General features: G+C 46.0%; 9 protein-coding genes. 8 read left to right on the forward strand and 1 reads right to left on the reverse strand.

The window, feature by feature from the left end:
* The 6 genes from dnaA to glyS all read left to right on the forward strand — a co-directional run bounded on the left by dnaA (nucleotide 1) and on the right by glyS (nucleotide 9,249).
* Complete coding sequence (dnaA, locus tag SG35_RS00005; RefSeq protein ID WP_044833140.1) at nucleotides 1-1,395, forward strand: chromosomal replication initiator protein DnaA; 1,395 nt, start codon at nucleotides 1-3, stop codon at nucleotides 1,393-1,395.
* 40 nt (nucleotides 1,396-1,435) lie between these two features.
* The gene (dnaN, locus tag SG35_RS00010; RefSeq protein ID WP_044833141.1) at nucleotides 1,436-2,539 is read left to right on the forward strand and encodes a DNA polymerase III subunit beta; all 1,104 of its coding nucleotides are present in this window, start codon (nucleotides 1,436-1,438) and stop codon (nucleotides 2,537-2,539) included.
* The gene (recF, locus tag SG35_RS00015; protein ID WP_044833142.1) at nucleotides 2,539-3,627 is read left to right on the forward strand and encodes a DNA replication/repair protein RecF; all 1,089 of its coding nucleotides are present in this window, start codon (nucleotides 2,539-2,541) and stop codon (nucleotides 3,625-3,627) included. The genes dnaN and recF overlap by 1 nt, the downstream gene beginning before the upstream one ends.
* A 9-nt stretch (nucleotides 3,628-3,636) precedes the next feature.
* Nucleotides 3,637-6,078 (forward strand): DNA topoisomerase (ATP-hydrolyzing) subunit B, encoded by a 2,442-nt coding sequence (gyrB, locus tag SG35_RS00020; protein WP_044833143.1) that lies wholly within the window; start codon nucleotides 3,637-3,639, stop codon nucleotides 6,076-6,078.
* Nucleotides 6,079-6,262: 184 nt separating this feature from the next.
* Nucleotides 6,263-7,180, forward strand: a complete 918-nt coding sequence (gene glyQ, locus SG35_RS00025; protein ID WP_044833144.1) for a glycine--tRNA ligase subunit alpha — start codon at nucleotides 6,263-6,265, stop codon at nucleotides 7,178-7,180.
* A complete protein-coding gene (gene glyS / locus SG35_RS00030) occupies nucleotides 7,180-9,249 on the forward strand; it encodes a glycine--tRNA ligase subunit beta (RefSeq protein WP_044833145.1) in 2,070 nt (689 codons plus the stop codon). Before glyQ ends, glyS begins: the two co-directional genes overlap by 1 nt.
* A gap of 103 nt (nucleotides 9,250-9,352) precedes the next feature.
* Here glyS and tusA read toward each other — a convergent pair whose 3' ends face one another.
* Nucleotides 9,353-9,598, reverse strand: a complete 246-nt coding sequence (tusA, locus tag SG35_RS00035; RefSeq protein WP_044833146.1) for a sulfurtransferase TusA — start codon at nucleotides 9,596-9,598, stop codon at nucleotides 9,353-9,355.
* A gap of 343 nt (nucleotides 9,599-9,941) precedes the next feature.
* Between tusA and SG35_RS00040 the strand changes: the two genes are divergently transcribed.
* Together SG35_RS00040 and pepQ are read left to right on the forward strand one after the other, a co-directional pair.
* The gene (locus SG35_RS00040) at nucleotides 9,942-11,843 is read left to right on the forward strand and encodes a transglycosylase SLT domain-containing protein (protein ID WP_236702599.1); all 1,902 of its coding nucleotides are present in this window, start codon (nucleotides 9,942-9,944) and stop codon (nucleotides 11,841-11,843) included.
* A gap of 77 nt (nucleotides 11,844-11,920) precedes the next feature.
* Nucleotides 11,921-13,240 carry a Xaa-Pro dipeptidase gene (pepQ, locus tag SG35_RS00045; RefSeq protein WP_044833147.1) on the forward strand — a complete coding sequence of 440 codons (1,320 nt, stop codon included), beginning with the start codon at nucleotides 11,921-11,923 and terminating at the stop codon, nucleotides 13,238-13,240.
* Nucleotides 13,241-13,253 lie beyond the last annotated feature (13 nt).

Below are 13,253 nucleotides of genomic sequence, written 5' to 3' on the forward strand. Positions count from 1 at the left end.
ATGAGATTTATTTCTGGGAGTTTTTGGTTGGATCATTCTCTTTGGCAGCGCTGCCTCTCCGTTCTTCAAGAAGAATTGCCCGCACAGCAATTTAGTATGTGGATCCGTCCGCTGCAATGTGTGGTAAATGACAATATCATGACCTTATATGCTCCCAACCGTTTTGTGCTTGATTGGGTTCGTGATAAATATGTTAACCGTATCAATGAGTTAGTTTCTTTGCTTGATACCACCAATCCGCCTTTGTTAAGGTTTGATGTTGGCAGTATTCCGGAGCCGGTATCAACAGGCGGGCAGGGGGAAACGGCAAATAAAGTTGCTCCGCAGGGACTGGCTGCTACTAAGCCGCCTGAGCCGGAGGCCAATCTGCCGAAGACCACCAATGTCAGGATCAAATATACCTTTGACAACTTTGTTGAAGGTAAATCCAACCAGCTGGCCAGGGCGGCGGCATCCCAGGTAGCGGATAACCCGGGAGCGGCATATAACCCGTTATTTATTTACGGCGCTACCGGTTTGGGTAAAACCCACTTATTGCATGCCGTGGGTAACGGCATTTTGATCAATAAACCTAAGGCAAAAATTGCCTATATGCATTCTGAGCGTTTTGTTCAGGATATGGTGCGGGCACTGCAAAACAATGCCATCGAAAAGTTCAAGCAATATTACCGCTCGGTCGATGCCTTGTTGATCGATGATATCCAGTTCTTCGCCAATAAAGAGCGTACCCAGGAAGAGTTTTTCCATACCTTTAATGCCTTGCTCGAAGGCAACCAGCAGATTATTTTAACCAGCGACCGATATCCGAAAGAAATCGACGGGGTAGAAGATCGTCTTAAATCCCGCTTTGGCTGGGGCCTGACCATAGCCATTGAGCCGCCTGAGCTGGAAACCCGTGTCGCGATCCTTAAGCGCAAAGCCCAGGAGAGTAATATCAACCTGGCGGACGAAGTGGCATTTTTCATTGCCAAACGTTTACGCTCTAATGTCCGTGAGCTGGAGGGGGCGTTAAACCGGGTGATTGCCAATGCCAATTTTACCGGCCGGGCCATTACCATAGATTTTGTTCGTGAAGCACTAAGAGATTTGTTAGCTTTACAGGATAAACTTGTTACTATTGACAATATTCAGCGCACAGTAGCGGAATATTATAAAATCAAGGTCGCCGATTTATTATCCAAGCGAAGAAATCGCTCGGTTGCTAGACCCAGACAGATAGCAATGGCATTATCTAAAGAGCTCACCAATCACAGCTTGCCGGAAATAGGTGATGCTTTTGGTGGCCGGGATCATACAACTGTGCTGCATGCGTGTCGTAAAATTAAAACCTTGCGTGAAGAAACGCATGATATAAAAGAAGATTATTCAAATTTAATAAGAACGCTTTCTTCTTAGCCGATTTAGGCTCAGGTATAAATCTAATTAGGTTATAAAAATGAACTTTTCATTAAATAGGGAATTATTGTTAAAACCACTTTTACTGGTTTCTGGTGCCGTTGAAAGAAAAAGTACACTGCCTATTTTAGGAAATATACTTTTAGATGTAAGTGGTGACTCACTCACTTTGACGGCCACTGATTTAGAACTTGAAATGGTTTCTTATACGCAAATAGAAAACCATGCCGAAGACGGCCAGATCACGGTTCCGGCAAGAAAGCTGTTGGATATCTGTAAGAGTTTGCCGGAAAATTCCATGCTCACTTTCAGTTCAGACAATGATGTCATCCGCCTGAGCACCGGCCGCAGTAAATATTCCCTGTCTACCTTGCCTGCAACCGACTTTCCTAATATTGACGAATGGAAAGGGGATGTTGAGTTTAAACTGTTAAAGTCTGAATTATTGCGTTTGATCGAAAGTACGCACTTTTCCATGGCCAACCAGGACGTCCGTTATTACCTCAACGGTATGTCGATAGAAACGGAAAATAATGAAATCCGCTCAGTGGCCACCGACGGTCATCGCCTGGCTATTTGTAAAATTGCCAATGACTCATTAGCGCTTCCTGCCCGCCAGGTGATAGTACCGCGTAAAGGCATTTTGGAGATCATACGTTTACTGAATCCGGTGGATGAAGAGATCCAGGTATTTTTAGGCTCTAACCATATCCGCATTATCGATCAGGAATTCTCTTTCACCAGTAAACTGGTCGATGGCCGTTTTCCCGATTATCGCCGGGTTTTGCCGAGAAACGGCGACAAGGTATTAGAGACCAATAAAGATCAATTGCGTCAGGTATTGTCGCGCGCCTCTATTTTGTCCAATGAAAAATTTAAAGGGGTACGGTTAAACTTCAATCAGAGCGAATTGAAGATCACCGCCAATAACCCCGAGCAGGAACAGGCGGAAGAAGAGATAGAAATTAATTTCCCCTATGAAGATTTAGAAATCGGCTTTAACGTCAGTTATGTTTTAGACGTGCTCAATGCCATTAAAGATTCAGAGGTGAAATTTACCCTGGCGGATGCTAACAGCAGTGTGGTGATTGAAGGCTGCAATTCCGGTGAAGCTTTATACGTAGTTATGCCAATGCGATTGTAATGAGTGTTGTTAGTTTAATCACACAAAATTTTAGAAATCTCAGCGGAAAAAAAATAGTTTTTCACCCGGATTTAAATTTTATTATCGGGGATAACGGCAGCGGTAAAAGCAGCCTGTTAGAAGCATTATTTTATCTTGGTCATGGCAAATCGTTTCGTACCACTAAAACCGAGAGTTTAGTGAGTTTTAGCCATGAACAATTTGTTGCCAATATTACCGACAGCCAGGATCGCCGTATGGGCATCAGTCGGAATGTGCTGACCAGCCAAACCGAAATTAAGGTAGACGGAGAGCGACAGTCCCGTCTGTCGGATTTGGCAAAAAATATCGCGGTACAAATTGTTACTCCGGAAAGTTTTAAACTCTTTTTTGGTGGGCCCAAAGAGCGTCGTCGCTTTATTGATTTAGGATTGTTTCACGTGAAACATGACTTTGCCAAACAGTGGCGGGACTTTTCAAAAGTACTGAAACAAAGAAATGCCGGCATCCGTAATTTAATGGACCCTGGTTTGCGTCGTTATTGGACTGAGCTATTCTGCCAGCATTCGATTACGGTTGCCGATAGCAGGCAAGAGTATATCAATGAGTTTGTTAATGAATTAAATGTCTGGTTAGGGTTGTTATTACCCTCAATTGCCGACGAAATTACGGTACAATATTCCCGTGGCTGGAATAAAAAAAGAGAGCTGCTTGATGTCTTGAATGAAAATGAGGACAAAGAATTAAAATACGGTTCGAGTTTATACGGGGCACATAAGTTTGATGTGAAATTTATTTTGCATAAGAACCCGATAGATTTTCAGTTGTCCCGGGGACAACAAAAGTTGTTTTTACTCGCGTTAACTTTCGCCCAGGCGAAATTAATTGAAAAAGTTAAACGAGTAAAACCAATTTTACTGATAGACGATATCGGCGCCGAGCTGGATACCGGTTCAAGGGCTTTGGTATCGGATGCGATAAAAGAATTAAATTGTCAGGTGATCCTGACCGCAATTGATAAATTGGTTTTGGTGCCCTTGGTACCGGACGATGAAAATTACCAGATGTTTCACGTGGAACATGGTGAAATATCAGCAATGAGTGAATAGGCTAAAGCTATGACAGTAGAAAATGAATATGACTCTTCCAGTATCAAAGTACTGAAAGGTCTGGACGCGGTTCGTAAAAGACCTGGCATGTATATAGGGGATACCGATGATGGCACAGGTTTGCATCATATGGTATTTGAGGTCCTGGATAATTCTATCGATGAAGCCTTAGCTGGTCACTGTAGTGATATTGTCGTTAAGATACATCTTGATGGTTCGGTATCGGTTCGCGATGACGGCCGTGGTATTCCGACAGAAATTCACCCGGAAGAAGGGGTGTCTGCTGCCGAAGTTATTATGACGGTACTGCATGCCGGTGGTAAATTCGGTGGTGAAGATTCCGGTTATAAAGTTTCCGGTGGTCTGCACGGTGTTGGTATTTCCGTGGTAAATGCCTTAAGTAGCAAACTTAAACTGAGTATCCGCCGTGAAGGAAAACTGCACGAGCAGATTTATCATATGGGTGAGCCGGAAGAGCCGCTTAAAACTGTTGGTGAAAGTGAAAAGACCGGTACCGAAGTGCGCTTCTGGCCAAGTGAAGAAACTTTCTCCGATGTGGTCTTCCACTACGATATCTTAGTTAAACGTATCCGTGAACTTTCTTTCCTGAATTCAGGTGTTTCTATCCGTTTAATTGACGAACGTGAAGAAGGTCGTGAAGAGCACTTCCACTATGACGGCGGTATCCAGGCATTTGTTGATTATTTAAATACCAACAAAACTCCTGTGAATGAAGAAATTTTCTATTTCGACCTGGCCCGTGAAGACGGCATCGTGGTTGAAGTGGCGATGCAATGGAACGATGGCTTCCAGGAAAATATCCACTGTTTCACCAACAATATTCCCCAAAGGGATGGCGGTACCCATTTAAGTGGTTTCCGTACGGCATTAACCCGTACCCTGAATTCTTACATGGTGAAAGAAGGGCTCAATAAAAAAGCCAAAGGCGGCGGTGAAACCAATGCCTCCGGTGACGATGCCCGTGAAGGTTTGACCGCGGTAATCTCGGTGAAAGTACCGGATCCCAAGTTCTCTTCACAAACCAAAGACAAGCTGGTTTCTTCCGAAGTGAAGAGTGCGGTTGAGCAGGCCATGGGTGAGAAGCTGGGTGAGTACCTGTTGGAAAAACCTGTGGTGGCCAAAACCATTATCATGAAAATTATCGATGCTGCCCGTGCCCGTGAAGCCGCCCGTAAAGCGCGTGAAATGACGCGACGCAAAGGTGCATTGGATATTGCCGGTTTGCCGGGTAAGCTTGCCGATTGCCAGGAAAAAGACCCTGCGCTCTCCGAACTTTATATTGTGGAAGGGGACTCTGCTGGCGGTTCAGCCAAGCAGGGTCGTAACCGTAAAAACCAGGCCATCTTACCGCTCAAAGGTAAAATCCTTAACGTGGAAAAAGCCCGTTTCGATAAGATGATTTCTTCTCAGGAAGTCGGCACCCTGATCACCGCCTTGGGTTGTGGTATCGGCCGTGACGAATACGACCCTGAGAAATTACGTTATCACAGCATCATCATCATGACCGATGCTGATGTCGATGGTTCCCATATCCGTACCTTGCTGCTGACTTTCTTCTATCGTCAAATGCCGGAAATCATGGAACGCGGTTATGTGTATATTGCCCAGCCGCCTTTATATAAAGTGAAAAAAGGTAAGCAGGAGCGTTACATTAAAGATGACGAAGCGCTAACAGAATACCTGACTACTTTGGCGTTAGACAATGCCGCGATTTATGTCAATGAATCTGCCCCGGGCATCAGTGGTGTCGGTCTTGAACAGCTGGTAAATCAGTACCGTCAAACCATGGATATCATCAAGCGGGTATCACGTCAGATCCCGGCGGACATTCTTGAAAAAATGATCTACGGCAGCATGATTGCTCCTGCAGATTTTGCCGATAAAGCTAAAGTAGAAACCTGGACCCAGAGCCTGTTGGAGCAGTTAGATGCCCAGGATGGCAATGGTTCAATTTATACCGTTGAAGTCAAACATGATCAGGAACGTAATATCTACTTCCCAAGTTTCAATGTCAGACAGCATGGTATCGATAAGCTGTATAACTGCAGTTATGACTTTATTGAGTCAAAAGAATTTGCCAACATTTTAAAACTTAACGATGCTATCAACGGCCTGATGGAAGAAGGCGCTTATGTTAAGCGCGGTGAAAAAGTTCAGCCGGCCACGAGTTTTGAACAGGCATTAAACTGGTTAATGGCAGAATCTAAGCGTGGCCAATATATCCAGCGCTATAAAGGATTGGGTGAGATGAACCCGGATCAGCTGTGGGAAACCACCATGGACCCGGAAACCCGTCGTATGTTGCAGGTGACCATTGAAGATGCCATTGCCGCCGATCAACTGTTTAATACCTTGATGGGGGATCACGTTGAACCACGTAGAAACTTCATCGAAGATAATGCGTTAAAAGTATCTAATTTAGATATCTAGTTCAGCGCACTTGTAGTATAAATTAATGCCCGATCACCACATCGGGCATTTTTGTTAAAAACTTAACCAAAAATAAAATTAGGCGAGTTGTTATCTAGTGCAAGTGATTCCTTGCAAGTAATTATCTAACACAAAAGGTATACTTAGCCCAGTTTCAATTTTAATAACGTAAAGCCGGAAATTCATGAGTACGTTTAATATAAATACCTTTCAAGGGTTAATCTTGCAGCTGCAAGATTATTGGTCGCGCCAGGGATGCGTTATCGTTCAACCACTAGATCTGGAAGTTGGTGCGGGTACTTTTCACCCGATGACTTTCCTGCGTTCTATCGGCCCAGAGCCGATGAGCAGTGCCTATGTGCAGCCTTGTCGTCGTCCGACCGATGGCCGTTATGGTGAAAACCCCAACCGCTTACAGCATTATTATCAGTTCCAGGTGATGCTGAAACCATCGCCGAAAAACATTCAGGAGCTGTACCTGAATTCGTTAAAAGAGTTAGGTATAGATCCGCTGGTCCACGATATCCGTTTTGTTGAAGATAACTGGGAATCGCCGACGTTAGGTGCCTGGGGGCTGGGTTGGGAGATCTGGTTAAACGGCATGGAAATCACTCAGTTTACTTACTTCCAACAGGTAGGTGGTTTAGAGTGTGCACCGGTAACCGGCGAGATCACTTACGGTCTTGAGCGCCTGGCCATGTATATCCAGAATGTCGACAGTATCTATGATCTGGTGTGGACCGACGGCCCTATGGGTAAAGTATTATACGGCGATGTCTTCCATCAAAACGAAGTGGAACAATCCCACTATAACTTTGAACATGCCGATGTTGATGCCTTATTTAAAATGTTTGATCAGTGCGAGCAGGACAGCCAGAAGCTGATTGAAAACAACCTGCCTTTACCTGCCTATGAGCAGGTGATGAAGGCCTCTCATGCGTTTAACCTGTTAGACGCCCGCCACGCCATCTCAGTGACCGAAAGACAGCGTTATATCCTCAGGGTAAGGGCGTTATCAAAAGCCTGTGCCGAGGCCTATTACGCGGTTCGTGAAGAACTTGGCTTTCCACTTTGTAAAGACCAGGCGGCGGGAGAAAAATAATGACCACAGAAACTTTACTTATTGAATTGGGTACCGAAGAGTTACCGCCAAAATCACTAAAAAAACTGGCGGGAACTTTTTTCGACCAGATCCGCAGTCAGCTGGACAGTGCCGAACTGACCTATAGCGATATCAAGTGGTTTGCCACGCCTCGTCGCATGGCGGTTCAAGTTTTTGATTTAGTTGAAAAGCAATCGGACAAACAGATTGAAAAGCGCGGTCCTGCGGTAAATGTTGCTTTTAACGAGCAGGGTGAGCCGAGCAAAGCCGCCGAAGGTTGGGCCCGGTCCAACGGTATTACCGTGGCCGAAGCCGAGCGTTTAACCACAGATAAAGGCGAATGGTTGCTGCACCGTGCTTTGCAGCCGGGTAAAACCGTTGCCGAATTGATCCCGGAAATGGTCAATCACGCGCTGGCTAAATTACCTATCCCTAAACCTATGCGTTGGGGCAGTGAACGTACCCAGTTTATCCGCCCGGTACATACCTTGGTGATGTTATATGGCGAGCAGGTACTTAATGGCGAAACCTTAGGGGTGAGTGCGGCTAATCAAGTTACCGGCCACAGATTCCACCATCAGGGGCTGGTGAGCCTCAAGCATGCCAATGACTACCAAAACGCCTTAGAAAGCGCCTATGTTATGGTGGATTTCCAGCAAAGACAGGAAAAAATTGTCGAGCAAATCAAAGCCGCCGCTGATGAGATCAATTGTGTTGCCCTGATTGACGATGACCTGCTTGAAGAAGTTACCGCTTTGGTCGAATGGCCGGTGACTCTGGTAGGGACGTTTGAAGAAGAATTTTTGAATGTGCCGGCAGAGCCACTTATCTACTCGATGAAAGATCACCAGAAATACTTCCCGGTAGTGGATAGCGACGGCAAGCTGGTGAACAAGTTTATTTTTGTCACCAACATCGAAAGTAAAGATCCGCAGCAAATTATCTTCGGTAATGAGAAGGTTATTCGTCCTCGTCTGGCAGATGCGGAATTCTTCTTTAAAACCGATAAAAAGCAAAGCTTAGAGCAAAGGTTGCCGAGCCTGGATGCCGTCTTGTTCCAGAAGCAGCTGGGTACCTTAAAAGCGAAATCCAGCCGTATCGCCAGCTTAAGTGAACATATCGCCTCTGTACTGGGTGAAGATGCCAAGGCAGCCTATCGCGCCGGTTTACTGAGTAAAACGGACCTGATGTCTGACATGGTATTGGAGTTCCCTCAGGTGCAGGGCACTATGGGGAAATATTACGCCCTTAACGACGGTGAGCCTGAAGCGATTGCCCAGGCGTTGGAAGATCAGTATCGTCCGCGTTTTTCCGGCGATAGTTTACCGCAGGCGAATATCGGTTGTGCCGTGGCCATTGCCGATAAGATAGATTCCCTGGTGGGTATCTTTGGCATCAACCAGCCGCCGAAAGGGGATAAAGATCCCTTTGCCTTACGTCGCGCCGCTATCGGTGTGATTCGTATCATAACCGAAAAGCAGCTGGACTTAGATCTGGCGGTATTGATCGATCAGGGCATAGGTTTATTCGGTGATAAATTATCAAATGAAAACACCGCCGCAGATGTTATTGATTTTGTTATGGGCCGTTTCCGCGCTTTCTACCAGGAGCAGGACATCGCGGTAGATGTCATTCAATCTGTTTTGGCCAAGAAACCGACGGCGCCGGTAGATTTTGATAAGCGGGTGAAAGCGGTAAGTTATTTCCGCAGCCTGGCTGAAGCTGAAACACTGGCGGCAGCCAACAAACGTGTCGCTAATATCCTGGCGAAATTCGACGGTGAACTTTACCCTGAGTTTAAAGCGGAACTGGCCAGCGAAGCTGCCGAACGTGAACTGGCAGCTACCTTTGAGGACATTAGGGGCAAAATCGCGCCGTTAATGGCCGATAAAGACTACCAGGCAGCCCTAACCGAGTTGGCACAGCTTAAGGCGCCGATAGACAGCTTCTTTGACTCTGTCATGGTAATGACAGATGATGAAGCGGTTAAAACCAACCGTTTAACCCTGCTCAATGAGATCAGAAACAGCTTCTTTGCTATTGCCGATATCTCGCTGTTGCAAAAATAAGTTTTAAACGGCTTTGATAACGAAAAAGGGAATGCTAACGCATTCCCTTTTTTTATAACTATTTTAAAGTTTATTTTTGTTTTTTATGCTTCAGTGTTATTTGTTAACACTTTTTAATTAAATAGCGATAAGGGGAAGACTCGGTATGCTGGGCCAACAGTTCATGCTCCATAAAGCGGCAAAAGCTGGGAATATCCCGGGTCGTTGACGGGTCATCTGCTTCAATAAGCAAGGTTTCGCCCACGGCTATTTTACGGATATTCATGCGCACCATCATCACGGGCTCCGGACAACGTAATCCCAATGTGTCTAAGGTATGGTTGGCTTGTTCAAATTTGGCTGAGGACATAGAGTAACTTAATGCTGAAAAAATGCAGGCAGAGCCGGCAGATGTACTGATAGGGCACTAGTCTAACCGCTTAACTCTTTTATTAGCAAGTTTTAGTAAGTTGTTGGCAAACAATTGCAAGCTTTGAGTTATTACCGGGTTTCTATTTAAGTCTTATTGAAAGAACCTGTCCATGTTTTGATATTAGCAAGCTTTTAGCCAACTAATCCGCTACATAGGGCTAAATTAAATAAAGTTGAAAAAAGCCAATGCCTGCTTGCATTAGTGTCCAGAGCGTGAATAATCATAGGGTAGTATTAATATAGCGAGTGGAATTATGGAAAGGTTTGGACTTGGTCGGATAATGTTATTGGTCGGTGTGATGCTGTTACCGATACAGGAGAGTCAGGCGACCCGGGTACAGACAACAGATCCGCAGCGGAAAATATATCTCCAGGCAGAAAAGCATTTATGGCATCCGGCTTCGGCCCAATACCAGGAACTTTACCAGCAACTGCATTTTTATCCGCTGCAGCCTTATTTGGACCAACAAAGGCTGATCAAACGCCTCAATTTGAAACACCAGCAAGAAATCGACAAGTTTCTTACCACTTATAAGGGCACGCCCCTGGACTGGCCGTTGCGGAAAAAATGGCTGCAATACCTGGCCAAACGTAAGCAACAAGCCTTGTTTCTGAAATATTATACCCCGACTTCGGATGTCGCTTTGCAATGCCAGCAGTTAAGATACCGCTTAAATGCCGGCCACAGCGAAAAGGAAGTATTGGCACAGGTGACTAAGCTTTGGCTGGTGGGCAAATCACAGGATAAAAAATGCGATCCCCTGTTTAAGCGCTGGCAAGAAGCAGGCTACCGTACCCCGGATATTGTCTGGCAGCGGTTATCCCTGGCGGCCAACGGCGGCAAACATACCCTTATTCCTTATTTAACCGGCTTACTGCCGGAAAGCGAACGTTACCTGGGGTGCTTATGGCATAAAGTCAGACGGGATCCCGCCTATATTACCCGTATCGGCCGTTTTAAAGAAAAGTCTGCCAAAGAAGCGCAGATCATGACTTATGGTTTAAAACGTCTGATCTGGCGTGCGCCGAAAAGGGCACTGGCGACCTATCAAAAAGCCAGCAAGTTATTTGCTTTCACCGAAGAGCAAGATCAGGAAATTATCGTCAAATTTGCCCTGGCCTTGTCCAGTAAAAACCATAAGCAGGCCCAGGTATGGTTGGATAAGGTTGCAGAGAGCTCCTTGTCCAATACCATGATCCAGTGGCGTCTGGCTCAGGTATTGAAACAAAAAGACAGCGAGCAGCTAAAGTCTGAACTGGTGGCACTGCCGGAGCAATATAAAAGCGAGCTGAAATGGAAATACTGGTATGCCCGCAGTTTAATTGACACCGGTAATGTAACCGGCGGGGAAAGCCTGCTGCAGGAGCTGGCAAAGGAACGCCATTATTACGGTTTCCTGGCGGCGGGATATTTGAAACTGCCGGTGAATTTACAGGATAAACCGCTGGAAATATCCGAACAGGAAAAAGCTGCCGTATTAACCCATTTGGCGGCCAAGCGCGCGTTTGAGCTGTTTTATCTGCAAAGGTTTAATCAGGCCCGGCGCGAGTGGAATTACTGGCTGTCGCAACTCAATGACAGGGAAAAACTGGTGGCGTCTAAGGTGGCTTATGAAGCTGGCTGGTTTGACCGGGCAATCTTTACCCTGGCGCAAGTGGGTTATTTAGATGATGTCGATTTAAGATTTCCGCTCGCCTTTGACAATAAGATTATTGAACACGCGAAAAACAACCAGATCAACCCGGCCTGGGCTTTTGCCATCACCCGGCGGGAAAGCTCTTTTATGACGGACGCCAATTCTTCGGCGGGAGCGAAAGGCCTGATGCAGCTGATGCCCAATACCGCCAAGCATCTGGAAAAACGTAAAGTCTCGAAAAAATATTTATTGGATGCCGACAACAATATCGGTTTAGGCACTAAGTACCTGAAGATGTTGCTGGATAAAAATAAAGGCAATTCGATATTGGCCACCGCCTCATATAACGCCGGTCCCCACAGGGTGAAAAGATGGCTGAAAGACAGCGTGACCTTACCGGCGGATGCCTGGATTGAAACCATTCCCTTTAAAGAAACCCGGGACTATGTCAAAAGCGTGCTCGCCTATCAGCAAATTTATCAAGCTCAGGTGGGGCAGGAAGGCTCGCTGTTTGATGATCTCAGCGATATGCACATCAGTGATTAAGGCACTCGGGGCCGGGTTTGCTGTACTGATTTAACCTGTGTGATATGATAGCGAAAAAACACAAGGGAATCGCATAGATGACAAGGTTAACAGCACTTTATCCGGCCCATATCGCAGAATTACAACGCCGTTCGGCAACGGCATTATCACGTGAAAACCTGGATGGATTAGTGATCCATTCGGGACAGGAAATCAAAGTCTTCCTGGATGATTATGGTTATCCGTTTAAAGTGAATCCTCATTTTAAGTTCTGGTTACCTTTAGTCGATATTCCAAACTGCTGGCTGATCATTAACGGTAAAGACAAACCTCAGCTGATTTATTACCAGCCGGTGGATTTCTGGCATAAAGTGGTTGAGTTGACCGACAGTTACTGGAATGAATTCTTTGATATCAAGATCTTGACCAAAGCCACAGATGTCGATCAGTTGTTGCCTTATGATAAAAAAGGCTACGCTTATATCGGCGCCCATATCGAAGTGGCCAAGGCACTGGGCTTTGACAATATCAACCCGGAACCTTTATTGAATTACCTGCATTACCATAGAGCCTATAAAACCGCTTATGAGCAGGAATGTATGCGCCAGTCCAACAATCTTGCGGTATTGGGACATAAGGCGGCAAAAGAAGCCTTTATGCAGGGCAAAAGCGAATATGATATCCAGCAGGCTTACCTGAAAGCGACACATCACACCGACAACGAGACCCCTTACGGCAATATCGTGGCGTTAAACGAAAACGCCTCTATCCTGCATTACACCGCATTAAACCGCAACGTGCCTCAGCACCATAAGTCTTTCTTACTGGATGCCGGCGCCAACTTTAACGGTTATGCCTCGGATATTACCCGGACTTACTCCTTTAAACAGGATAAGTTTGCCGAGCTGATCGCCCGTATGGACAAACTTATGCTCAACGCGGTTGACGGTCTTAAACCCGGTAAAAGCTATGTTGATCTCCATGTGGAAACCTACCGGGATATCGGTCAGGTATTAAAGGAGTTTGACTTTATCAATACCGATGCCGATACCGCCGCTGAAACCGGTATTGTTTCAACTTTCTTCCCTCATGGCCTCGGCCACCACCTGGGGCTGCAAACCCATGATGTCGGCGGTTTTATGGCGGATGAGCGCGGCACCCATGTGAATAGCCCGGAAAAACACGCCTTTTTGCGTACTTCACGGGTGGTTGAGGCAAATCAGGTCTTTACCATAGAGCCTGGCCTGTATTTTATTGATTCCCTGCTGGGAGATTTAAAGGCATCCGAACATGCGGGGTTAGTGAACTGGGCCGAGGTTGAAGCCATGTTGCCTTTCGGTGGCATCCGTATCGAAGACAATATTATCGTGCACAAGTCACATAACGAAAACATGACCCGGGACTGCGGACTTGCCTAGTTTGGCAGGGGAG

The sequence above is a fragment of the Thalassomonas actiniarum genome, assembly GCF_000948975.2.
In the GTDB taxonomy this organism is placed as follows: domain Bacteria; phylum Pseudomonadota; class Gammaproteobacteria; order Enterobacterales; family Alteromonadaceae; genus Thalassomonas; species Thalassomonas actiniarum.